This window comes from Streptomyces sp. NPDC091682 (assembly GCF_044756625.1).
Classification (GTDB): Bacteria; Actinomycetota; Actinomycetes; order Streptomycetales; family Streptomycetaceae; genus Streptomyces.
The window spans coordinates 270,377-291,508 of sequence record NZ_JBIVTH010000013.1 but is presented as its reverse complement, the minus strand read 5'-3'; the positions used below and the strand labels follow the sequence as shown (position 1 = coordinate 291,508).

The window sequence follows — 21,132 nt, the reverse complement described above, 5'->3', positions numbered from 1 at the left end:
CCCCGAACCATTCCCCTTGCACCACGAGAACGAGTCTGGCCCCACCGCTGACGCGGCGGGGCCAGAACCCAACATCTTCATCAGTTTCCTAGAAGGGCGGGCAGTCGCTGTAGCCCGACGGCTCGGGCGGCGGGACGTGGGGGCTGGGGGTCCGCAGGAGCGTCACCGCCTCCGCTACGCGGCCCAGCTCCACCAGGAGCGGGCCGAGGGTCCGCCGGTGATCCAGGCGGTCCGTTTCCAGCAGGGTGACGGCCTCCTCCGGGCGTCCGGCGTCGATCAGCAGGTGGGCCAGGTCCTTCTTCGCGTACGGGCTCGCGCCCTCGGGGTGTGCGAGCGCCAGCGCGTCGTCGAGTCGGCCGGACGCGGCCAGGAGGGGCCCGCGCAGCCGGGACAGCTCCCACTCCTCCCCGCCCGGCCGGGCCTTGAGCGCGTCGAGGTGGGCGAGGGAGACGGCCTCATCGACGCGACCACCGGCCTCCAGCAGCCGCGCCGCTTCGGCGGTCGCCGTCCACCAGCCGGTGTCGACGTAGGGGGCCAGTACCTCCAGGGCCTCGGACGGCGCGCCCCGGTCGGCCAGCAGGCGTGCCCAGGCGCGGGCGCAGAACCAGTCGCCGTCCTCCGCCAAGGCCTGGCCGCGCACCACGTCGTCGTGCCCGAGGGCGAGGAGCCGGTCGACGAGGTCCGGTGGCAGGCACTCGTCGTGCATGGTGGTCCTGCGGTGGAGTACGGCGGCGTCCGTGGCCGCACCCCATGGCGCCCGTTCGCGCGACCGGGCGGGTCCCTTCCGGTGATTGCCGGGCGCCGCGCGAGCCGGGCGGGACCGGTGCGGGTAGGCCCTCTTCGCAACGACGGACGTCGAGCACCGTTGAGGAGATCAACCATGTACGCAGCTGTCCGGCGCTACGAAGGCGTGACCGACCCGGCCGAGGCCGGACGCATCGTCGACGAGGGGTTCGTGCCGATCATGCGTCAGGTCCCCGGATTCGTGGCGTACTTCTGGGTCGACGCCGGGGGCGGGGTGATGGTGTCCACCAGTGTCTTCCGGGACCGTGCGGGCGCCGACGAGTCGGTCGAGCGGGCAGCGCTGTTCGTCCGCGACAACCTGGCCCGGTTCCTGCCCAACCCGCCCCAGGTCACCGCCGGGAAGGTCGTCGCCTCCGCCTAGGTTCCGAAGGCGGCCCAGGACGGGCTGCAGACGCTGAGGGGTGAGGAGCGCGTAGCGATCGGACGCGCCCACTGGCCCGGGGCCGGGTCGGGATGGGCCCGTCTTTCGGTCGTGGCTCTTCGCGCCCGACAGGGATGGGTGTTGCCGACGGCCCGTCCCTGAAGGAGGAGTCCCGGCCCGTTCTTTTGGGGGTTTCTCGGCAGTCTTCGGTTCTCCGTGGCGGGACGGTCGGTCAAGGGTGGCCGTAGGCCATCGCGAAGCGACGCGACGAAGGAGCGCCCTTGAGGGACCGTCCCGACACGGAGACGATCGGACTGACGGGAAAACCCCATACGCAACTCCGATACCGCCCCGGCGGATCCCGCCCCCGAAACCCCCGTCGCGCCTGCCTGATACCGCCCCGCCGCACCGGGACCCCGCACCGGAACCCCGCCCCGGAGCCGCTCCTACAGGTAGTCCTCCAGGCGGCCGATGCGGAAGCCCTGTTCCTGGATGCGCTGGAGCATGCGCGTCGTCATCTGGGTTTCCGTGGTGCCCTTGAGTTCACCGGGGCCGCGAAAGTGGGCCAGGACGATGTCGCCCGGCTTGAGGGCGGAGCCCTCGGCATACTGGAAGTTGTTGATCTGCATCGAGACCCGCCAGAGCACCAGGGACGAGACTCCGCACTCCGAGGCCGCCCGGAGGGTGTCGTCGTTGTAGTTGCCGAAGGGCGGGCGGAAGAACGGCGGGCGCTGGCCGAAGTGCTTCTCAAGGCGTTCCTGCTGGCCGCATATCTCCTTCTTCTGCGCCGCGAAGGAGAGGGTCCGCAGGTTCGGGTGCGTCAGCGTGTGGTTGTTTATCGTGCTCGCCGAGCCGTTGTCGCGGATCTTCTCGAAGTACCCGTAGTCCGACGAAGCCACGCTGTCCGTGAGGAACATGCTGATCGGCAGCTTGAGGTCGGCCGCCATCTTCAGGAATTCGGGGTCCTTCTCCGCGCCGTCGTCGAAGGTCAGGAAGACGACCTTGTCGTCCGCCGGGACGGGTATTCGGTCTATCACCGGGACCTTGCCCGGGCCCGGCTTCGGAACCTGCGGCTTCTGGGCCGGCTTGGGCGCGTACTGGAGGGGGGCCGTCAGGCCCCACTTCTTGTACGCCTCGTCGGAGGCGCCCCCCGGCGCAGGAGACGGCGAGGCCGTCGACGGCGTGGCGCCACCGGCCTCCGGTGTGGGCTGCGCCGTCTTGCCGGCCAGTCGCTCGGTGGGGGCCGCGCTGTCCCCGCACCCCGTCAGGGACAGCGCGAGCGCGCCGGCCGCCAGTGTTCCGGCTACCAACCGGCGCGCGTGCTTCACAGATAGTCCTCCAGGCGGGCCACGGCGTATCCCTTGTCCGTGACGGTCTTCATGACATGACGGATCATGTCAGGCATCGTGCCCTTCCAGTCCTCCTTGCCCCGGAAGTGCGTGAGGATGATGTCACCGGGGTGCAGGTCGCGGTCCCATTCCCGGTAGTCCATCCGGTTGGTGAACGCCTCCGCGTTCCACAGCGGGACCGCCTTGATGCCGCAGGACTTCGCCGCGCGCAGCGTGTCCTGGTTGTAATTGCCGTACGGCGGCCGGAAGAGGGTCGGCCGCTTGCCGAACTGCTTCTGGATCGTGTCCTGCTGCCCGCAGATCTCCTCGCGCTGCTGCTCGTACGAGAGGCCCGGCATGTAGCGGTGGTTGAGCGTGTGGTTGTTCAGGGTGACGCCGGCGGCCTGCATCTGCTTGAAGTACGGGTAGTTGTCCCGTACGACGTAGTCGCTGAGGAAGGCCGTGTAGGGGATCTTGAGCTCCTGCATCATCTTCAGGAACTCGGGGTCCTTCTCCGAGCCGTCGTCGATCGTCAGGAAGACGACCTTGTCCTCGGTCGGGACCGTGGTGAAGACGTTCGGGTACTCCTCCTGGTCCTCCACCTCGAATCCGTCGCGCGTGTGGATCTCGGGCTTCTGCTTCGGCGCCGGCGGGGCCGCGAGCGGGGTCTTGCGCAGCCCCCACTTCTTCGCCGCGGCGACGCGCGCCTGCTGGGCCGCCTTGGCCTTCTCAGCGGCGCTGAGTGCGCCCGCGGCGCCCGCCTCCGCGGCCTTCGCCTTCGCGGCCTTGTCCGGCCCGGAGTCCCCGGAGCCGCACGCCGTCCCGAGGGCGGCGACGAGCAGGGCTGCCACGGCCACCCCGAACCGGCCGCGCGGACCTGCCGCGTACCGGTGACCTTGTTGCGACTTATTTCCTTTTTGTCGGACTAGCTGCATAGCAGCGCATCCTGGCACCCGACACACGGACTCCCCGGAAGACACCGCGAACGCGGTCGGACCTTCCTTCGACTGGCCCACAGCGTCCACCGCAGGACCCGTTCCCCCACCCCCTCCCCATGCTCGTCCCGTCCCGCCCGGACCGCTCCCGGGCCGGCCCATCGCCGGCCCATCGCCGACAACGGACCCGCGACAATGGACCCGTGACCCCCGAAGACTTCGCCGCCCTGCTCACCCCCGAGGGCCGGACCCTCCTCGACTCGCTCCGCGACTACGACCCCTCCCAGGAGCTGGCCGTCGCCACCCGGTTGCGCCGCGAGCACCCCGCCGCCCTGGTCTCCGCCGCGCTCGGGCAGGCCCGGCTGCGGCAGCGCGCCGTGGCGAAGTTCGGCGCCGAGGACGCCTTCCGGATGTACTTCACGCCCGGCGGTGGTGAGATGGCCACCCGCGCGTCCGTGGCCTCGTACCGGGCCGAGCGGCTCGCCGCCCTCGGCGTACGGAGCCTTGCGGACCTGTGCTGCGGCATCGGCGGCGACGCCCTGGCCCTGGCCCGGCTCGGCATCCGGGTGCTCGCGGTGGACCACGACCCGCTCACGGTCGCCGTCGCGCGGGCCAATGCCGAGGCGCTGGGGCTGGCGGACCTGATCGAGGTCCGGGAGGCGGACGTGACGGAGGTGGACACCGCCGGCTACGACGCCGTCTTCATCGACCCGGCCCGGCGCGGGGGGCGCGGCCGGATCTTCGACCCGGAGTCGTACTCGCCGCCGCTGTCGTGGGCGGTGGAGACGGCCCGTGCGGCGAAGTACGCCGCCATCAAGATCGCCCCCGGGATCCCGCACGAGGCCGTGCCCGCGGAGGCCGAGGCCGAGTGGATCTCCGACCAGGGGGACGTCAAGGAGGCCGTGCTCTGGTTCGGAACCGCACCGGGAACCGTGCGCGCGACCCTGCTCCCCGGACCGCGCGAGCTGCACACCGCCGATCCGCTGCCCGATCCGGAGGCCGGGCCGGTCGGCCGCTGGCTCTACGAACCCGATGGCGCCGTCATCCGCGCCCACCTCGTCGCCGAGGTCGCCGGGCAGCTGGGCGGCCGGCTGATCGACCCGACCATCGCGTACATCACCGCCGACGAGCTGCGCGCGACGCCGTACGCGACGGCGTACGAGATCACCGACGTGCTGCCCTTCGGCCTGAAGAAGCTGAAAGCACTGCTGCGCGAGCGCGGGGTCGGCATCCTGACCGTGAAGAAGCGCGGCTCGGCGATCGAGCCCGAGGAGCTGCGCAGGAAGGTCAAGCCGCAGGGGCCGCACTCCGCGACCGTCTTCCTGACCCGGGTGGCGGGGGCTCCCTCGATGCTCATCGGCGCCCCGGCCGTACCGCCTGCCGTACCGCCTGCCGTACCGCCTGCGGCGACGCCCGGCCGGTGAGATGCGGGTCCGGCCCCACGAGCCGGGGCGGGCAGGTCGGGCCGTGACGTGTCGGACCGCGACGTGTCAGACCGCGACAGGCCGCGCGGGCCCAGACGTGTCGGGCCGGGCGGACCGTGACAGGTCGGACGGGGCCGGCGGTGCAGGTCGGGCCCTGTCCGGTCCGGCAGTGCGGGGTGGGCCCGGGCCACTCGGCCGGGCCGGGCCGCCGCCGGTCAGGCTCCGTCGACCTCCACCGACTCGAACCGCCAGCGGTGCACCGCCCGCGTGATCAGGTCGGCCGCGGGTTCGGGCAGCTCGGGGAGGTCGGCGGCCACGCCCTCGGCGGCCTCCCACCAGGTGATCACGAGGACCCGGTCCTGCGGGGCCCGGAACACCTCGCGGCGCACCGGCTCCCGGGCGAGGACCTGGGCGCGGGCCCACTCCAGCAGCTCGTTGCCCCGGCCGTCGGCGGCCCGGGCCTCCCACATCAGCGCGACGGTGCTCACGAGTACAGGTTGTCCTTGCTCAGTTCGTGCACGTGGTCGTGATCGTGCGAGTGGGAGTGGGAGTGCGCGTGCCCGTGCGCCTGCCCGGTACCCGGCACGTGCGGGTCCGTCACCGGCAGCGAGGAGTCCGCCGACAGGTCCCAGTCCGATGCCGGCCGGTTCCGCTTGACCATCTCCGCGCCCAGCGCCGCGACCATCGCGCCGTTGTCCGTGCACAGCTTCGGCCTCGGCACGCGCAGCACGATCCCCGCGGCGTCGCACCGCTCCTGCGCCAGCGAGCGCAGTCGGGAGTTGGCCGCGACGCCGCCGCCGATCATCAGGTGGTCGACGCCCTCGTCCTTGCACGCCCGGATCGCCTTGCGCGTCAGCACGTCCACCACGGCCTCCTGGAAGGACGCCGCCACATCGCGCACCGGTACGTCCTCGCCCGCGTTGCGCTTCGCCTCGATCCAGCGGGCGACGGCCGTCTTGAGCCCGGAGAAGGAGAAGTCGTACGCGGCGTCGCGCGGCCCCGTCAGCCCGCGCGGGAAGTTGATCGCCTTCGGGTCGCCCTCGCGTGCGAGCCGGTCGATGACCGGGCCGCCGGGGAAGCCCAGCTGGAGCACGCGCGCGATCTTGTCGAAGGCCTCGCCCGCCGCGTCGTCGATGGTCGCACCGAGCGGCCGTACATCGGAGGTGATGTCCGGGGCCAGCAGGAGCGAGGAGTGCCCGCCGGACACCAGCAGGGCCATCGTCGGCTCCGGCAGCGGTCCGTGCTCCAGCTGGTCCACGCAGATGTGGGAGGCGAGGTGGTTGACCCCGTACAGCGGCTTGCCGAGCGCGTACGCGTAGGCCTTGGCCGCCGAGACGCCCACGAGCAGTGCGCCGGCGAGTCCGGGACCCGCGGTGACGGCGATGCCGTCGAGGTCGCGGGCGCTGACCCCGGCCTCCTTCAGGGCGCGCTCGATGGTGGGGACCATCGCCTCCAGATGGGCCCGCGAGGCGACCTCGGGCACGACGCCGCCGAAGCGGGCGTGCTCGTCGACGCTCGACGCGATGGCGTCCGCGAGCAGGGTGGTGCCGCGGACGACGCCGACGCCGGTCTCGTCGCAGGAGGTCTCGATGCCGAGGACGAGCGGTTCGTCAGCCATTGCTCTCACTGCTCTCAGTTCGTGCTTGTGCGGGGTCGGTCAGTCGCATGACGAGCGCGTCGACGTTGCCGGGCTGGTAGTAGCCGCGCCGGAAGCCGATGGGCTCGAAGCCGAAGCGCTCGTAGAGCTTCTGGGCGCGGGTGTTGTCCACCCGTACCTCCAGCAGCACCTCGGCACATTCGAACGCGGTGGCGGCGCGCAGCAGGTCGGTCAGGAGCCGGGCACCGAGCCCGGTCCCCCACTGGTCGCGCGCGGCCGCGATGGTCTGTACGTCGGCCAGGTCACCGGCGGCGGCCAGTCCGGCGTAGCCGACGAGGCGGCCGTCCGGCGTCTCGGCGACGACGTAGCGGCGCGTGGCCTGCGGGCCGCGGGCGTGGGCGAGTTCGGACCAGAACATCCCGGCGGACCAGGCGTCCTCGGGGAACAGCTCGTGCTCCAGTTCCAGCACGGGCCCGATGTCCCACCAGCGCATCTCGCGCACGGTATGGGGGGTCGCCGGGGTCACTGCGGGGTGACCACCTTGTAGTTCTTGGGCACCTGGGCGTCGGGCCGGCGCAGGTACAGGGGGGTAGGAGGCAGGAACTCCAGGCCCGCCGCCAGTCGTTCCGCGGCCAACGAGGCCAGCGCGGCGGCCGACTGGTGCTCGGGGCCCCGGGCGTCCTGGAAGACCTCGGGGTACAGGAGCGCGCCCTGGCCGACCGCGGTCAGGCCCGCGACCTGCTCGGCGATGTCGGCCGGGCGGTCCACGGCGGGCTCGCCGACGCGCGTGCGGGGGTCCTCGTACCGGGCCCAGTAGACCTCCTTGCGCCGCGCGTCGGTGGCGACGGTGAAGGGGCCCTCGATGCCGGCGGCCCCGGCGGCGTACGCGAGGCCGTCGAGCGTGCACAGGCCGTGCACGGGCACGCCCAGCACGGCGGCGAAGGTGGAGGCGGTGACGAGGCCGACGCGCAGTCCGGTGTAGGGGCCGGGGCCGACACCGACGACGACGCCGGTGACGGCTTCGAGGGTGACCCCGGCCTCGGCGAGGACCTTGTCCACGGAGGGCAGCAGGAGCTCCCCGTGGCGGCGGGCGTCGACCTGGTTCGACTCGGCGACGACGGACTCACCGTCGTGCAGGGCGACGGTGACGGCGGGCGTGGCGGTATCTACGGCGAGCAAGAGCACGCGAACAGCCTACGACTCCGGCGGCCGCACCCCTCGCGGCCGGTCTCGGAGCAGGGCGGCTGCTACCTTTCGACGGGGTACCTGACGTGGTATCGGTCGGCGCGGAGAGGTGGAGCAAGGTGGCACTCAGCAGCTCGGGAATCGTGGCCGGGCTCACCGCCGCGGCAGTGGCCGTCGTCGGCTTCCTCGGCTACCAGGCTTCCGCCACGGCGCCCGCGCATCCCCCGAAGGCCGCCGTGCAGGAACCGGCCCCCGCCGCGAGCCCGGCCGCCAAGCAGGACCCGGCGAAGCCGGCCGCCGTGCCCGAGGGTTCCGGTGACGGGGTGCGCGTCGTGTACTCGGTGGGCCAGAAGCGGGTGTGGCTGGTGGGCGACCCCGCGCAGCCGCCGAAGTCGTTCGCGGTGATGCCGAGCACGGTGCACCCGAAGCCGGGCAGCTACGCGGTCGGGTCGCGCTCGGGTTCGGTCACCGGCTCGGACGGCGTGCCGATCGAGCACGTCGTGCGGTTCGCCACCGCGGAGGGCGTGGCGGTCGGTTTCAGCGCCCGTACGGACGGCGCGCTGCCGGAGCCCGACCCGAACAAGAAGACCGGCGGCATCCGGATGAGCCGTGCGGACGGCGACGCGATGTGGGCCTTCGCGACGATCGCGTCGAAGGTCGTCGTCGTTCCCTGACGGATCCGACGGATCCCCCGCGCTTCACCCGACCGGGTGACGCCCCTCAGGCCGCTTCGGATTCCGGAGCGGCCTCTTCGCGTGCGGTGTCGACCGGCCCGGCCGGGGCGGTGGCGTACTCCCGCGCGGGCGGTGTGGAGACGGCGGTGGCGGCCACGCCGGCGGCGAGGAGCGTCCACATGGAGACGGTGGACGGGCGGGGTTCGCGATGTGCTCCTGCTGGTGCCGACATGGCTGCCTCCTGGACCCGGGACACCGTACTTAGGCATACCTAAGAAACTCTCGGTACCATGTCACCACGAGGGCGGCCGACAGCGCAATATCTTGCCGACGAGTTGTCGGTACGTTTACTCCGAGAGGGCGCCGGCCAGGGCGTCCAGCCCGGCCCCCGCGCTCCAGCGCGACCCGACCCCGCGCACGTGGACCTCCCGTACGTCGTCCAGGACCTCCTCGTGGCCGACCGCCCGCGCGATCACCACGTGCAGCCGGTCGTCGGAGAGCTCCTCCACCTTGCCGTCGCCCCACTCCACGACGACCACGGACTCGGGCAGTGAGACGTCGAGGTCCAGGTCCTCCATCTCGTCCAGCCCGCCGCCCAGGCGGTACGCGTCCACGTGCACCAGCGCCGGTCCGCCGGTCAGTGAAGGGTGCACCCGGGCGATCACGAAGGTCGGCGAGGTCACGGCCCCGCGCACGCCCAGGCCCTCGCCGAGGCCCCGGGTGAGCGTGGTCTTGCCCGCACCCAGCTCGCCGGTCAGCAGGACGAGGTCGCCGGGGCGCAGCAGGGCGGCGATCCTGCGGCCCAATTCCTGCATCGCGTCCGGGGAGTCGATGGTGATCCGGGTCTCCGCGCCGGCCGCGGCCTCAGGTGCCGGCGCCTGGCTGCGCTGTGCTTCCAGCGGTACTTCTTCCATGCCCGCCAACGTTAGTCGCTGCGGGGAGGGTCGCCGCCCCGGTGCGCGCCAGCAGCTCGGTGAGCAGCCGCGTCACGGTCTCCGGGCGCTCCAGCATCATCAGGTGCCCGGTGGACTCCAGGACCACGAGGTCGGCGCCGGGGAGCGTCTCCTTGATGGCGACGCTGTGCGCGGGCGGGGTGATCATGTCCTTGTCCCCGGCTATGACGGTGACCGGCAGGTCCGCGAACAGCTGGAGCGCGGAGGTCTTGTCGTGGGTCTGGAAGGCCGGATAGAACTCGGCGACCACGTCGATGGGCGTGGCCTCGATCAGCCGCTCCGCGAACCGCGCGACGCCCGGATCCACGTCCCGGGAGCCGAACGAGTACATCTTGATCATTCCGGCGAAGAGGTCCGCGGTGGCCCGCCGGCCCTTCTCCACCAGTTCCACCTGCGAGCCGAGCGCCTTGAGCACGCCCGGCAGGAGCCGGCGCACGGCCCCCATGCCGGCGGCCGGCAGCCCGTACGTCACCTCGTCGAGGCGACCGCTGGAGGTGCCGACCAGGGCCACGCCGACGACGCGGTCGCGGACGATCTCGGGGTACTGCTCGGCGAATCCCATGATGGTCATTCCGCCCATCGAGTGACCCACCAGGATCAGCGGCCCCTCGGGGGCGGTCGCGTCGATGACGGCCTTCAGGTCCCGGCCGAGCTGGTCGATGGTCACCGCCTCGCCGTCCGCCTGGGCGAGGCCGCGGGCGCTGCGGCCGTGGCTGCGCTGGTCCCAGTAGACCGCCCGGACCACGCCGCGCAGGGCGGCGCGCTGGAAGTGCCAGGAGTCCTGGCCGAGGCAGTAGCCGTGGCAGAAGACGACGGTGGCCGGGGGTTCGGCCTTGCGCCGCAGCCGCCGCCGCTTGCCGTCGTCGGGGAGCTCGTCGACCTCGTAGTAGAGCTCGGTGGCGTCCTCGGCCCGGCAGATTCCCTCGGCGCCGCGCAGGGACCCGTAGTCCCCGGCCGCGTCGAGTGCCAGGCGTGCCTTCCTCCGCATACCGCGCCCCACGGTGATCCGTTCGACCGCGACACCGGCCGCCGCGCCCGCGGCTATCACGCCGATGGCGGCGCCGGCCCAGCCGGCCTTGCGCCAGTTCTCGCTCACGCCGCCGCCCTCACTCCGTTCAGCCGCCCAGGTACACCCGGGGCACACGTGCACCGATACGGGTGACGATCTCATACGCGATCGTGTGCGCTGCCCGTGCCCAGTCCTCGGCGGTCGGTTCACCGCGTTCCGCGTCCCCGAAGATGACGGCCTCGTCACCGGCGCGGGCGTGGTCTCCCTCCAAGTCGACCACGAACTGGTCCATCGCGACGCGCCCGGCGACGTGGCGGATCTTGCCGCCGATGAGCACCGGGCCGAGGCCCGAGGCCTGCCGCGGGATGCCGTCGGCGTACCCGGCGGGGACCAGCGCGAGGGTCGTCTCGGCGTCGGTGACGTAGTGGTGGCCGTAGCTCACCCCGTGCCCGGCGGGGACCGTCTTGACCAGCGCCAGGGAGGCCTTGAGGGTCATCGCGGGCCGCAGGCCCAGCTGGGCCGGGGTGCCGAGCTCGGGGGCGGGCGAGACCCCGTAGACGGCCAGTCCGCAGCGCACCAGGTCGAAGTGGGACTCGGGCAGGGTCAAGGTGGCCGGCGAGTTGGCGATGTGCCGGACCTCGGGCTCGACGCCCGCCTTCTCGGCGTAGGCGAGCATGTCGCGGAAGGCGGCCAGCTGGAGCTGGATGGAGGGGTGCCCGGGCTCGTCGGCGCAGGCGAAGTGCGACCAGACGCCGGTGACCTTGACGGTCCCCTCGGCCTGGGCGGCGACGGCCGCGGCGACCAGCGCCTCCCAGTCGGCGGGCTGGCAGCCGTTGCGGCCGAGGCCGGTGTCGGCCTTGAGCTGGATGCGTGCGGTGCGGCCCGCCGCACGGGCGGCCCCGCACACCTCGTCGAGGGCCCACATTCCGCTGACGGAGACGTCGAGATCGGCCTCGACGGCCTCCCGCCAGGGCCCGCCCGGCGTCCAGAGCCAGCACATGAGGCGCCCCTGGATCCCGGCGGCGCGGAGCGCGAGGGCCTCGTCGGGCGTGGCGGCCCCGAGCCAGGTGGCACCGGCCTCCTGGGCGGCCCTGGCGCACTCCAGGGCCCCGTGCCCGTAGGCGTTCGCCTTGACCACGGCCATGAGCTGGGAGCGGGGCGCCCGCTCGCGCAGTGCGCGCACGTTCTCCCGTACGGCGTCAAGATCGATCTCGGCGTACACGCGCGTCGCTGTCTCGTTCATCGCCCCCAGTCTCTCAGAACCCCCGCCGGGCCTTGCGGGGGCTGGCCCAACCGGGCACCGGGCTTCCGCTACGACGGGGTCGCGGGGGGGGTGGTGCGGGGTGCGGGCCGCCGCTGCGCGGAGCTCCGGCGCGGCCGGGAGCCTCCGGCCCCGCCGGTCAGGAGTGGCGGGTGTCCCGCCAGGCGTCCGGGAGGGCCTCGGCCACCTGGTGGGCCAGGAGCGGGCCCCCGACGCGGCGGGCCGCCAGGCCGTGCAGGTACGCGCCCACCGCCCCCGCGTCCGCCCCGGACAGCCCGCCCGCCAGCAGGGAGCCGGCCAGCCCGGACAGCACGTCCCCGCTGCCGGCGGTGGCCAGCCACGGGGTGCCGGTCGGATTCACCCGAACGGCTCCGCCGCCCGAGGCGACCAGCGTCGTCGAACCCTTCAGCAGCACCGCCGCTCCGTACCGCTGCGCCAACGCCCGTACCGCGTCCAGCCGGCCCGCCTCCACCGCTTGGCGCTCCACCCCCAGCAGCGCCGCCGCCTCCCCAGCGTGCGGGGTCAGCAGGGTGGGGGCGCTGCGGGCGCGCAGGGCCGCCGCGTCCAGGCCGCGCAGCCCGTCCGCGTCGACCAGCACCGCCGTGTCCCCCGCCAGCAGTTCCGCGACCTCCCCGACGCGGCCCTCGCCCAGCCCCGGGCCGACCACCCACGCCTGTACCCGGCCGGGCCCGATCAGCGTCTCGGGGTAGCGGGCGAGCACCGCCTCCGCCGCCGGCCCCACGTACCGCACCGCGCCCGCGCCGCCCCGCAGCGCCCCCGCCACGGCCAGCACCGCCGCGCCCGGGTACTGCACGGACCCGGCGACGATCCCGACCACGCCCCGCCGGTACTTGTCGCTCGTCGCCGTCGGCTCCGGCAGCAGCCCCGCCACGTCCGCGTGCTGCAGGGCCTCCACCTCCGGTGACGGCAGTTCCAGCCCGATGTCGACGAGGTGCACCGCGCCCGCCCGCGAGGCCCCGGGGTCGATCAGCAGCCCGGGCTTGTACGCCCCGAAGGTCACCGTCACATCGGCGCTCACGGCCGGACCCGCCACCTCTCCGGTGTCCGCGTCCACCCCGCTCGGCAGGTCCACCGCGACCACCGGGACCCCCGGCGGGATCCGCTCCACCAGCGCCGCGGCCGCCGGCCGCAGCCCGCCCCGCCCGCCGATCCCGAGCAGCCCGTCCAGTACGAGGTCCGCCCGCTGCGGGACGGCTCGGGCGAGGTGTCCCCCGGCGGCCCGCAGCGCGGCCAGCCCGCCCGGGTGCATCCGCTCGGGGTCCATCGGCACGGCCGTCACGGCGGCCCCGCGCCGGGCCAGGCGGGCGCCCGCGTACAGCGCGTCGCCGCCGTTGTCCCCGGGGCCGACGAGCAGGACGGCCCGGGCCCCGTACACCCCGCCGCGGGTCCGCCCGAGCAGCCCGGCGCACGCGGCGGCCAGCCCGGCCGCCGCCCGCTGCATCAGGGCGCCTTCGGGGAGCCGGGCCATCAGCTCCCGCTCGGCGGCCCGTACGGTCTCCACGCTGTAAGCAGTTCGCACGGACTGCCCCCTAACCCTCTGCGATCACCACGGCGGAGGCGACCCCGGCGTCGTGGCTGAGCGAGATGTGCCAGGACTTCACGCCCAGCGCCAGCGCCCGCGCCTCGACCGTCCCGGACACCCGCAGCCGCGGCTGCCCGCTGTCCTCGACGTACACCTCGGCGTCGGTCCACAGCATGCCGGCGGGCGCGCCGAGCGCCTTGGCGAGGGCCTCCTTGGCGGCGAACCGGGCGGCGAGCGAGGCGGTCCCGCGCCGCTCGCCGCTCGGCAGCGTCAACTCGGCGTCGACGAACAGCCGCCCGGCCAGGTTGGGCGTGCGCTCCAGCGCCGCGCCGAACCGCTCGATCTCCGCCACGTCGATCCCGACGCCGATAATCACAACGACAACTCCACTGGCCGACTACTACTCCACGGTCACCGACTTGGCGAGGTTACGCGGCTGGTCCACCTCGTTGCCGCGCGCCGTCGCCAGTTCGCACGCGAACACCTGCAGCGGCACCGTCGCGACCAGCGGCTGGAGCAGCGTCGGCGTCGCGGGGATCCGGATCAGGTGGTCGGCGTACGGGACGACCGCCTCGTCGCCCTCCTCCGCGATCACGATGGTCCGCGCCCCGCGCGCCCGGATCTCCTGGATGTTCGACACGATCTTGTCGTGGAGCACCGACCGGCCGCGCGGCGACGGGACGACCACCACCACCGGCAGGTCCTTCTCGATCAGCGCGATCGGCCCGTGCTTGAGCTCGCCCGCCGCGAAGCCCTCGGCGTGCATGTACGCCAACTCCTTGAGCTTGAGCGCGCCCTCCAGCGCCACCGGGTACCCGACGTGCCGTCCCAGGAAGAGCACGGTGTTCTTGTCGGCGAGCGAGCGCGCGAGCCTCCGTACCGGCTCCATGGTCTCCAGGACGGTGTCCACCGCCGCGGCGATGTCCGACAGCTCCCGGATCACGGCCTCGATCTCGTCGCCCCACTTCGTGCCCCGGACCTGTCCGAGGTAGAGCGCGACCAGGTAGCAGGCCACCAGCTGCGTCAGGAAGGCCTTGGTCGAGGCGACGGCCACCTCGGGACCGGCGTGCGTGTAGAGCACCGCATCCGATTCGCGCGGGATCGTCGACCCGTTCGTATTGCAGATCGCCAGGACCTTGGCCCCCTGCTCGCGCGCGTGCCGCAGCGCCATCAGGGTGTCCATGGTCTCGCCGGACTGCGAGATCGCGACCACCAGCGTCCGCTGGTCCAGGATCGGGTCGCGGTAGCGGAACTCGCTCGCCAGCTCCGTCTCGCACGGGATGCGGGTCCAGTGCTCGATGGCAAGCTTCGCGATCATGCCCGCGTGGTACGCCGTACCGCACGCCACGATCACGACCTTGTCGACCTCCCTGAGCACCGAAACGGGGATGCGAACCTCGTCCAGGCTCAGCGAGCCGCTCGCGTCGATCCTGCCCAGGAGGGTGTCGGCGACGGCCTTCGGCTGCTCGGCGATCTCCTTGAGCATGAAGTAGTCGTAACCCCCCTTCTCGGCCGCCGAGGCGTCCCAGTCCACGTGGTACGCCCGCACGGTCGCGACCGAACCGTCGAAGTTGGTCACCGAGACGCCCTCGCGGCGGAGCTCGACGACCTGGTCCTGCCCCAACTCGATCGCGGACCGCGTGTGGGCGATGAACGCGGCCACATCCGAGGCGAGGAAGTTCTCGCCCTCTCCAACGCCCACCACCAGGGGGGAGTTCCGGCGCGCGCCGACCACCACGTCCGGCTCGTCGGCGTGCACGGCGACCAGGGTGAAGGCGCCCTCCAGGCGCCGGCACACCTGCCGCATGGCTTCCGCGAGATCGCCGGTGGCCGAGAACTGCTCCGCCAGCAGGTGCGCCACGACCTCGGTGTCCGTCTCGGACTCCAGCCGGTGTCCGCGCTCGGCCAGCTCGGCCCGGAGCGCGGCGAAGTTCTCGATGATGCCGTTGTGCACGACGGCCACGCGCCCCGAGTTGTCGAGGTGCGGGTGGGCGTTGGCGTCGGTGGGCCCGCCGTGGGTCGCCCACCGGGTGTGCCCGAGCCCCGTGGAACCGGTCGGCAGCGGGTGCCCGACCAGCTCCTTCTCCAGATTGACGAGCTTCCCGGCCTTCTTGACGGCCGCCAGGCTGCCGTCCGCGAGGACCGCGACCCCGGCCGAGTCGTAGCCGCGGTACTCCAGCCGCTTGAGTCCGGCGATGACCACATCGAGCGCCGACTGCGCTCCCACGTAACCCACAATTCCGCACATACGCCGCAGCGTACGCCGTAGTTGGCCGTCTGCCCCGTAGCGGAACAAGACGAAAAACCCGCCCCGGCGCATGCGCCGGGGCGGGTTTGACGGTCTGTTCGACGGCCCGACTCAGCCGAGCTTCTTGACCTGGGCGTCGATCACGGTCTTGGGCTGCTCCGCCGTCACGCCGAAGGCGTAGAAGGTGGCCAGCGCGTTGCCCTTGCGCACGATGACGAAGTGGTTGGCGGACTTCTCGCCGTCGTCCAGGTCCATGGTCAGGGTGAAGGCCGCGGCCTCGTCCCCGGCGGTGACGGCGGCACCCGGCTTGACGTCGAGGTACTTCACCTTCTCGCCGCCCTCGGTGACCGTGTAGCCGCCGGAGCAGGCCGCGGCAGCCGTCTTGAGGGCGGCGAACGCCTCCTCGGCGCCCTTCGCGTCGTACGAGCTGACGCCGACCAGCGTCTGGGTGGCGCCGAGCGCCTCCAGGCCCGCCTTCAGCTTGTCCTCGGGGGAGGCGTCGGCGGCCGCCGCCTTCGGCTTGGCCTTGGTCGTCGTACGGCCGATGCCGGTCGCGGCGCCCACCTTCTGGCCCGACTGGGCCTGCATCAGCGGCTTGCACTCGGCCTTGTCGACCGTGGCCCCGGCCGATTCGGTGGCGGCCTTCGCCGCGCCCTCGGCGGAGACGATCTGGTCCGGCAGATCGGCCTGGGTGACGACCAGGGCCGTGGCCTCGGCGTCCGTCTTCCCCTTGACCGCAGGCGCGGCCGGAGCCGCCGAGGAGGCGGGGGCCGACGGCTTGGCGTCCGCCTTGGTGTCGGCCTTGTCGGAGCCGCAGGCGGTGGTCAGCAGGGCCAGGGACACCGCGGACGCGGTCAGGACGGTACGACGGACAAGGGCGGTACGCACGAAAGATCTCCCCCATGGAGTACGACGGCTACAGGGCAGGCCGAACCGCGTCCCTCGGAGCGGGACGTGGACATGACTGCGGTGATCAACAATGTACGGGGCAATCGATCACCCCGCCGCCACACAGCGCGCCCGCGGCCGATCGTGACCCGGACGAGACCCCAAGAACTTCCAATCGAAACCACTGCGCGTACAACCGGGGCCGCCGGCGGCCGGGCCCGGCCCGGCAACCGCCCCTCCCGTTGCACACGTGACCGACCACACCACCCACAACCGTCCCGGAGCCCCGACAATGGCGGTGTGATCACTTCGCCGCCACGAAGCAACACGCCGGACAACGCAACGGAGCGCACCGGCCGGGAGGGGCATTCCGCGCGCCCCGCGCACCGCCGGGGCCCCGAGGCCTCGCCCTACGTCGACCTCACCCGCGCCGAGTGGAGCGCCCTGCGGGAGCGGACCCCCCTGCCGCTGACCGCCGACGAGGTGGAGCGACTGCGCGGCCTCGGTGACGTCATCGACCTCGACGAAGTCCGCGACGTCTACCTGCCGCTGTCCCGGCTCCTGAACCTCTACGTCGGCGCCACCAGCAACCTGCGCGGCACCCTCAACACCTTCCTCGGCGACGCGGGCAACGGGCACGGCGCCCAGCAGGGCACCCCCTTCGTCATAGGGGTCGCCGGTTCGGTCGCCGTCGGCAAGTCCACCGTGGCGCGCCTGCTGCAGGCCCTGCTGGCCCGCTGGCCCGAGCACCCGCGCGTGGAACTGGTCACCACCGACGGCTTCCTGTACCCGATGAAGGAGCTCCAGCGGCGCGGCCTCACCTCCCGCAAGGGCTTCCCGGAGTCCTACGACCGCCGCGCGCTCACCCGCTTCGTCGCCGACATCAAGGCCGGCAAGGACGAGGTGCGGGCCCCGGTCTACTCGCACCTGATCTACGACATCGTCCCCGGCGAGGAGCTCGTCGTGCGCCGCCCGGACATCCTCATCGTCGAGGGCCTCAACGTGCTCCAGCCGGCCCTGCCCGGCACCGACGGCCGCACCCGCGTCGCCCTCGCCGACTACTTCGACTTCAGCGTGTACGTGGACGCGCGCCCCGAGGACATCGAGCGCTGGTACCTGAACCGTTTCCGGAAGCTGCGCGCGACCGCGTTCCAGAACCCCTTCTCCTACTTCCGCAAGTACACCCAGGTCTCCGAGGAGGAGGCCATCGAGTACGCGCAGACGATGTGGCGCACGATCAACCGGCCCAACCTGCTGGAGAACGTGGCGCCGACCCGCGGCCGGGCCACCCTCGTCGTCCGCAAGGGACCGGACCACAAGGTGCAGAAGTTGAGCCTCCGCAAGCTCTAGCGCGCAGTCGCTAGGGTGCGGAAATGCTGCATCTGCGGATGATCACCCCACCTCACCTCACGGAGCGGGTGGTGGCGCTGATCGACCAGACGGTCGGGACCACCCATCTGGTCGTACTGACCGGCGCCGCCCGCGACCCCGAGGGCGATCTCGTCCTGTGCGACGTGGCCCGCGAGGCGGCGGACGAGCTGCTGCAGGCGATGCGCCAGCTCGGTATCGACGAGACCGGTTCGATCGCCGTGGAGAACATCGGCCTGTCGATCTCCAGACGCGCCGACGCGGCCGAGGAGGAGGCGCCGGGCGAGGCCGCCGACGCGGTGGTCTGGGAGCAGCTCGCCGAGTCGACGCACGAGGAGTCCACCCTCACGATCACCTACGCCGCCTTCATGATCGTCGCGACGATGATCGCGGCCTGCGGCGTGGTCCTGGACAACGCGATCCTGATCGTGGGGGCCATGGCGGTCGGCCCGGAGTTCGGACCGCTCGCCGGCATCTGCACCGGCCTCGTGCAGCGCCGCCGCACGCTCGCCGCCCGCTCGCTCTTCGCCCTGTTCATCGGGTTCACGGCGGCGATCGTGGCGACGACGGTCTTCAGTCTGGCGATGACCGCGCTCGGTCTGTTCGACGAGGCAATGCTGGAGAACCCCCGGCCGAACACCAGCTTCATCTGGCAGCCCGACCCGTTCTCCTTCGTCGTGGCGCTGCTCGCCGGTGTGGCCGGGATGCTGTCGCTGACCTCGGCGAAGGCCGGTGCGCTGGTGGGCGTGGCGATCTCCGTCACCACCGTCCCGGCGGGCGCGAACGCGGCGGTGGCCCTCAGCTACGGCGACTTCTCCCAGATGTGGGGCTCGGCCGTGCAACTGGCACTGAACCTGGGCGGCATCATCCTCTCCGGGACGCTCACCCTCATCTGCTGGAAACTGCTGTGGCGCACCCAGGAGAGCCGGATGGTCCGGAAACCGGGTGCGCCACGCAGGCCGGGCGGAGCCCTTTAGACGGCCTAGCCCAGCGCGGACTTCACGACGTCCGCGAGGCGGCCGGCGACCGAACGGGCCTGCTCGATGTCGGCGGCCTCGACCATCACGCGTACGAGCGGCTCCGTACCGGAGGGGCGCAGCAGCACCCGCCCGGTGGTGCCCAGCTCGCGCTCGGCGTCGGCGACCGCCGCGGCCAGCTCGGCGGAGGTGGTGACGCGGGACTTGTCCACGTCGGGCACGTTGATGAGCACCTGCGGCAGCCGCTGCATGACGCCCGCCAGTTCGGCGAGGGACCTGCCGGTGGCCACGACGCGCGCCGCCAGCAGCAGGCCGGTCAGGGTGCCGTCACCGGTCGTCGCGTGGTCGAGGATGATCACGTGGCCGGACTGCTCGCCGCCGAGCGCGTAGCCGTGCTCCTTCATCGACTCCAGCACGTAGCGGTCGCCGACCCCGGTCTGCACGACCTGGATGCCCTCGGCCTCCATGGCCAGCTTGAAGCCCAGGTTGGACATCACGGTGCCGACCACGGTGTTCTCGCGGAGCTGGCCGGCCTCGCGCATGGCCAGGGCCAGCACGGCGAGGATCTGGTCCCCGTCGATCTCCTCGCCGGAGCCGTCCACGGCCAGGCAGCGGTCGGCGTCGCCGTCGTGCGCGATGCCGAAGTCGGCGCCGTGCTCGACCACGGCCGCCTTGAGCAGGCCGAGGTGAGTGGAGCCGCAGCCGTCGTTGATGTTGAGGCCGTCGGGCTCGGCGCCGATCGTGACGATCTCCGCGCCGGCCCGGGTGAAGGCCTCGGGCGAGACGTACGCGGCCGCGCCGTGGGCCTCGTCGAGGACGACCTTCAGGCCGTCGAGGCGGTTCGGGAGGACGCCGATGAGGTGGGCGACGTACCGGTCGAAGCCCTCGGTGTAGTCGGAGACGCGGCCGACGCCGGAGCCGGTGGGCCGGTCCCAGGGGGCGCCGGTGCGGTGCTGCTCGTAGGTCGACTCGATGCGGTCCTCCAGCTCGTCGGCGAGCTTGTGGCCGCCGCGCGCGAAGAACTTGATGCCGTTGTCGGGCATGGCGTTGTGGCTGGCGGAGAGCATCACGCCGAGGTCGGCGCCCAGCGCACCGGTGAGATACGCCACCGCCGGGGTGGGCAGCACACCGACGCGCAGGACGTCCACGCCCGCGCTCGCGAGGCCGGCCACGACCGCGGCCTCCAGGAATTCGCCGGAGGCGCGGGGGTCCCGGCCGACCACCGCGGTCGCCCGGTGGCCCTCGAAGGTGCCCGCCTCGGCCAGTACGTGGGCAGCCGCCACGGAGAGGCCGAGCGCGAGCTCCGCCGTCAGATCCGCGTTGGCGACGCCGCGTACACCGTCCGTCCCGAAGAGTCGTCCCACTGTTGTCCTCCCGAGTTTCCGCTTCGCGTTATGACCGCTTGTGACAGATATTTGCCGCTTGTGGCGGTAAACGAACCGCCCCGGCAGCACGGAGAGTGCTGCCGGGGCGGTTTCGTTGCAGAACAGCAGGCGCAGATTAACGCTTGCTGTACTGCGGAGCCTTACGGGCCTTCTTGAGACCGGCCTTCTTGCGCTCGACCGCACGGTCGTCGCGGGAGAGGAAGCCGGCCTTCTTCAGCGCCGGGCGGTTGTTGTCCACGTCCGCCTCGTTCAGCGCACGGGCCACACCGAGGCGCAGGGCGCCGGCCTGGCCGGACACGCCGCCACCCGAGATGCGGGCGATGACGTCGTAGCGGCCGTCAAGCTCGAGGAGCTTGAAGGGCTCGTTGACTTCCTGCTGGTGCACCTTGTTGGGGAAGTAGTCCTCAAGGGTGCGACCGTTGATCTTCCACTTGCCGGTGCCCGGAACGATCCGGACGCGGGCGATGGCGTTCTTGCGACGGCCCAGGCCGGCGGCCGGCTGGGGGTCGCCGAAGCGACCGGCAAGGGACTCGGAGGTGTAGTCGCCCTCGACGACGACCTCAGACTCGCTGGTGTACTCCTCGACGTTGCCCTCGAACTCTTCGACGGTCGTCTCGGCGGTGGTCTCGGCCACGATGCTCCTCAGAATTTTCTACGTCTTAGGGGGTGGCCGGAACTACTGCGCGACCTGGGTGATCTCGAACGGCACCGGCTGCTGGGCAGCGTGGGGGTGCTGGTCGCCCGAGTAGACCTTCAGCTTCGAGAGCATCTGACGGCCCAGGGTGTTCTTGGGGAGCATGCCCTTGACGGCCTTCTCGACGGCCTTTTCCGGGTTGTTCGCCAGGAGGTCGTCGTAGCGCACGGAGCGGAGACCGCCCGGGTAGCCGGAGTGGCGGTACGCCATCTTCTGCGACGCCTTGTTACCGGACAGGTGCACCTTGTCGGCGTTGATGATGACGACGAAGTCACCCATGTCCATGTGGGGGGCGTAGGTCGGCTTGTGCTTGCCCTTCAGGAGGGCAGCGGCCTGGGTCGCCAGACGGCCGAGGACAACGTCCTGGGCGTCGATGACGAGCCACTGGCGCGAGATGTCGCCGGGCTTGGGGCTGAACGTACGCACGCGTATGCCTTCGCTTCTTCAGTGGTGGTATCCCAAGGGCGCAAGCCCCACGGGAAGGTCCTGACAGGGTCA

General features: G+C 72.2%; 23 protein-coding genes. 4 read left to right on the top strand and 19 right to left on the bottom strand.

The window, feature by feature from the left end; translation table 11 throughout:
* Positions 1 to 88: 88 nt before the first annotated feature.
* The 4 genes from ACIQK6_RS28785 to ACIQK6_RS28770 all read right to left on the bottom strand — a co-directional run bounded on the left by ACIQK6_RS28785 (position 89) and on the right by ACIQK6_RS28770 (position 3,350).
* Positions 89 to 706, bottom strand: coding sequence for a hypothetical protein (locus tag ACIQK6_RS28785; RefSeq protein WP_402695700.1), 618 nt, complete (start codon positions 704 to 706; stop codon positions 89 to 91).
* Between the two features lie 263 nt (positions 707 to 969).
* The gene (locus ACIQK6_RS28780; protein WP_402695699.1) at positions 970 to 1,137 is read right to left on the bottom strand and encodes a hypothetical protein; all 168 of its coding nucleotides are present in this window, start codon (positions 1,135 to 1,137) and stop codon (positions 970 to 972) included.
* A 474-nt stretch (positions 1,138 to 1,611) separates the two neighbouring features.
* Entirely contained in the window at positions 1,612 to 2,493 is an 882-nt protein-coding gene (locus ACIQK6_RS28775) for a polysaccharide deacetylase family protein (RefSeq protein WP_402695698.1), read from the bottom strand.
* Positions 2,490 to 3,350 carry a polysaccharide deacetylase family protein gene (locus ACIQK6_RS28770; RefSeq protein ID WP_329099545.1) on the bottom strand — a complete coding sequence of 287 codons (861 nt, stop codon included), beginning with the start codon at positions 3,348 to 3,350 and terminating at the stop codon, positions 2,490 to 2,492. Before ACIQK6_RS28770 ends, ACIQK6_RS28775 begins: the two co-directional genes overlap by 4 nt.
* 197 nt (positions 3,351 to 3,547) lie before the next feature.
* Between ACIQK6_RS28770 and ACIQK6_RS28765 the strand changes: the two genes are divergently transcribed.
* Entirely contained in the window at positions 3,548 to 4,852 is a 1,305-nt protein-coding gene (locus ACIQK6_RS28765; protein ID WP_402695697.1) for a methyltransferase domain-containing protein, read from the top strand.
* A gap of 215 nt (positions 4,853 to 5,067) precedes the next feature.
* Here ACIQK6_RS28765 and ACIQK6_RS28760 read toward each other — a convergent pair whose 3' ends face one another.
* The 4 genes from ACIQK6_RS28760 to tsaB are packed head-to-tail and all read right to left on the bottom strand — an operon-like array spanning position 5,068 to position 7,634.
* The gene (locus ACIQK6_RS28760; protein WP_328789154.1) at positions 5,068 to 5,340 is read right to left on the bottom strand and encodes a hypothetical protein; all 273 of its coding nucleotides are present in this window, start codon (positions 5,338 to 5,340) and stop codon (positions 5,068 to 5,070) included.
* Positions 5,337 to 6,470 carry a tRNA (adenosine(37)-N6)-threonylcarbamoyltransferase complex transferase subunit TsaD gene (gene tsaD, locus ACIQK6_RS28755; protein ID WP_329099547.1) on the bottom strand — a complete coding sequence of 378 codons (1,134 nt, stop codon included), beginning with the start codon at positions 6,468 to 6,470 and terminating at the stop codon, positions 5,337 to 5,339. Before tsaD ends, ACIQK6_RS28760 begins: the two co-directional genes overlap by 4 nt.
* Positions 6,463 to 6,942 (bottom strand): ribosomal protein S18-alanine N-acetyltransferase, encoded by a 480-nt coding sequence (gene rimI / locus ACIQK6_RS28750; RefSeq protein WP_329107717.1) that lies wholly within the window; start codon positions 6,940 to 6,942, stop codon positions 6,463 to 6,465. The genes tsaD and rimI overlap by 8 nt, the downstream gene beginning before the upstream one ends.
* 29 nt (positions 6,943 to 6,971) lie before the next feature.
* Complete coding sequence (gene tsaB, locus ACIQK6_RS28745; protein ID WP_329099548.1) at positions 6,972 to 7,634, bottom strand: tRNA (adenosine(37)-N6)-threonylcarbamoyltransferase complex dimerization subunit type 1 TsaB; 663 nt, start codon at positions 7,632 to 7,634, stop codon at positions 6,972 to 6,974.
* A gap of 119 nt (positions 7,635 to 7,753) precedes the next feature.
* Between tsaB and ACIQK6_RS28740 the strand changes: the two genes are divergently transcribed.
* Positions 7,754 to 8,308, top strand: a complete 555-nt coding sequence (locus tag ACIQK6_RS28740) for a hypothetical protein (protein WP_329099549.1) — start codon at positions 7,754 to 7,756, stop codon at positions 8,306 to 8,308.
* 46 nt (positions 8,309 to 8,354) lie between these two features.
* Here the strand turns inward: ACIQK6_RS28740 and ACIQK6_RS28735 are convergent, their stop codons facing one another.
* The 8 genes from ACIQK6_RS28735 to ACIQK6_RS28700 all read right to left on the bottom strand — a co-directional run bounded on the left by ACIQK6_RS28735 (position 8,355) and on the right by ACIQK6_RS28700 (position 16,210).
* Positions 8,355 to 8,540 carry a hypothetical protein gene (locus tag ACIQK6_RS28735; protein ID WP_329099550.1) on the bottom strand — a complete coding sequence of 62 codons (186 nt, stop codon included), beginning with the start codon at positions 8,538 to 8,540 and terminating at the stop codon, positions 8,355 to 8,357.
* 115 nt (positions 8,541 to 8,655) lie between these two features.
* On the bottom strand, positions 8,656 to 9,222 hold the full coding sequence (gene tsaE, locus ACIQK6_RS28730) for a tRNA (adenosine(37)-N6)-threonylcarbamoyltransferase complex ATPase subunit type 1 TsaE (RefSeq protein ID WP_402695696.1): 567 nt from the start codon (positions 9,220 to 9,222) through the stop codon (positions 8,656 to 8,658).
* Positions 9,173 to 10,432: an alpha/beta fold hydrolase gene (locus ACIQK6_RS28725; protein WP_402695695.1), complete on the bottom strand. Its 1,260-nt coding sequence runs from the start codon at positions 10,430 to 10,432 to the stop codon at positions 9,173 to 9,175. The genes tsaE and ACIQK6_RS28725 overlap by 50 nt, the downstream gene beginning before the upstream one ends.
* Positions 10,377 to 11,513: an alanine racemase gene (gene alr / locus ACIQK6_RS28720; protein ID WP_329099554.1), complete on the bottom strand. Its 1,137-nt coding sequence runs from the start codon at positions 11,511 to 11,513 to the stop codon at positions 10,377 to 10,379. Before alr ends, ACIQK6_RS28725 begins: the two co-directional genes overlap by 56 nt.
* Positions 11,514 to 11,670: 157 nt before the next feature.
* Complete coding sequence (locus tag ACIQK6_RS28715) at positions 11,671 to 13,071, bottom strand: NAD(P)H-hydrate dehydratase (RefSeq protein ID WP_329099555.1); 1,401 nt, start codon at positions 13,069 to 13,071, stop codon at positions 11,671 to 11,673.
* A gap of 10 nt (positions 13,072 to 13,081) precedes the next feature.
* Complete coding sequence (locus ACIQK6_RS28710) at positions 13,082 to 13,450, bottom strand: holo-ACP synthase (protein ID WP_329099556.1); 369 nt, start codon at positions 13,448 to 13,450, stop codon at positions 13,082 to 13,084.
* Positions 13,451 to 13,474: 24 nt separating this feature from the next.
* The gene (gene glmS, locus ACIQK6_RS28705) at positions 13,475 to 15,322 is read right to left on the bottom strand and encodes a glutamine--fructose-6-phosphate transaminase (isomerizing) (protein WP_329099557.1); all 1,848 of its coding nucleotides are present in this window, start codon (positions 15,320 to 15,322) and stop codon (positions 13,475 to 13,477) included.
* 111 nt (positions 15,323 to 15,433) lie between these two features.
* A complete protein-coding gene (locus tag ACIQK6_RS28700; RefSeq protein WP_329099558.1) occupies positions 15,434 to 16,210 on the bottom strand; it encodes a hypothetical protein in 777 nt (258 codons plus the stop codon).
* A 300-nt stretch (positions 16,211 to 16,510) separates the two neighbouring features.
* Here ACIQK6_RS28700 and coaA point away from each other — a divergent pair, with 300 nt between their 5' ends.
* The gene (gene coaA, locus ACIQK6_RS28695) at positions 16,511 to 17,560 is read left to right on the top strand and encodes a type I pantothenate kinase (protein ID WP_329099559.1); all 1,050 of its coding nucleotides are present in this window, start codon (positions 16,511 to 16,513) and stop codon (positions 17,558 to 17,560) included.
* Between the two features lie 23 nt (positions 17,561 to 17,583).
* Positions 17,584 to 18,555 (top strand): DUF389 domain-containing protein, encoded by a 972-nt coding sequence (locus tag ACIQK6_RS28690; RefSeq protein WP_329099560.1) that lies wholly within the window; start codon positions 17,584 to 17,586, stop codon positions 18,553 to 18,555.
* A 5-nt stretch (positions 18,556 to 18,560) separates the two neighbouring features.
* Here ACIQK6_RS28690 and glmM read toward each other — a convergent pair whose 3' ends face one another.
* From glmM to rplM, 3 genes are all read right to left on the bottom strand, one after another.
* Positions 18,561 to 19,919, bottom strand: coding sequence for a phosphoglucosamine mutase (gene glmM / locus ACIQK6_RS28685; RefSeq protein ID WP_329099561.1), 1,359 nt, complete (start codon positions 19,917 to 19,919; stop codon positions 18,561 to 18,563).
* Positions 19,920 to 20,055: 136 nt separating this feature from the next.
* Complete coding sequence (gene rpsI, locus ACIQK6_RS28680) at positions 20,056 to 20,574, bottom strand: 30S ribosomal protein S9 (RefSeq protein ID WP_030388851.1); 519 nt, start codon at positions 20,572 to 20,574, stop codon at positions 20,056 to 20,058.
* Positions 20,575 to 20,616: 42 nt separating this feature from the next.
* Positions 20,617 to 21,060: a 50S ribosomal protein L13 gene (gene rplM / locus ACIQK6_RS28675; RefSeq protein WP_030008481.1), complete on the bottom strand. Its 444-nt coding sequence runs from the start codon at positions 21,058 to 21,060 to the stop codon at positions 20,617 to 20,619.
* Positions 21,061 to 21,132: the final 72 nt, after the last annotated feature.

What these genes read in the sequence shown, in the direction of transcription:
- ACIQK6_RS28785 (WP_402695700.1), bottom strand. Translation starts at nt 706, where the DNA reads ATGCACGACGAGTGCCTGCCACCGGACCTCGTCGACCGGCTCCTCGCC.
- ACIQK6_RS28765 (WP_402695697.1), top strand. Translation starts at nt 3,548, where the DNA reads ATGCTCGTCCCGTCCCGCCCGGACCGCTCCCGGGCCGGCCCATCGCCG.
- tsaD (WP_329099547.1), bottom strand. Translation starts at nt 6,470, where the DNA reads ATGGCTGACGAACCGCTCGTCCTCGGCATCGAGACCTCCTGCGACGAG.
- rimI (WP_329107717.1), bottom strand. Translation starts at nt 6,942, where the DNA reads ATGCGCTGGTGGGACATCGGGCCCGTGCTGGAACTGGAGCACGAGCTG.
- ACIQK6_RS28735 (WP_329099550.1), bottom strand. Translation starts at nt 8,540, where the DNA reads ATGTCGGCACCAGCAGGAGCACATCGCGAACCCCGCCCGTCCACCGTC.
- tsaE (WP_402695696.1), bottom strand. Translation starts at nt 9,222, where the DNA reads ATGGAAGAAGTACCGCTGGAAGCACAGCGCAGCCAGGCGCCGGCACCT.
- ACIQK6_RS28725 (WP_402695695.1), bottom strand. Translation starts at nt 10,432, where the DNA reads ATGAGATCGTCACCCGTATCGGTGCACGTGTGCCCCGGGTGTACCTGG.
- alr (WP_329099554.1), bottom strand. Translation starts at nt 11,513, where the DNA reads ATGAACGAGACAGCGACGCGCGTGTACGCCGAGATCGATCTTGACGCC.
- glmS (WP_329099557.1), bottom strand. Translation starts at nt 15,322, where the DNA reads ATGTGCGGAATTGTGGGTTACGTGGGAGCGCAGTCGGCGCTCGATGTG.
- ACIQK6_RS28690 (WP_329099560.1), top strand. Translation starts at nt 17,584, where the DNA reads ATGCTGCATCTGCGGATGATCACCCCACCTCACCTCACGGAGCGGGTG.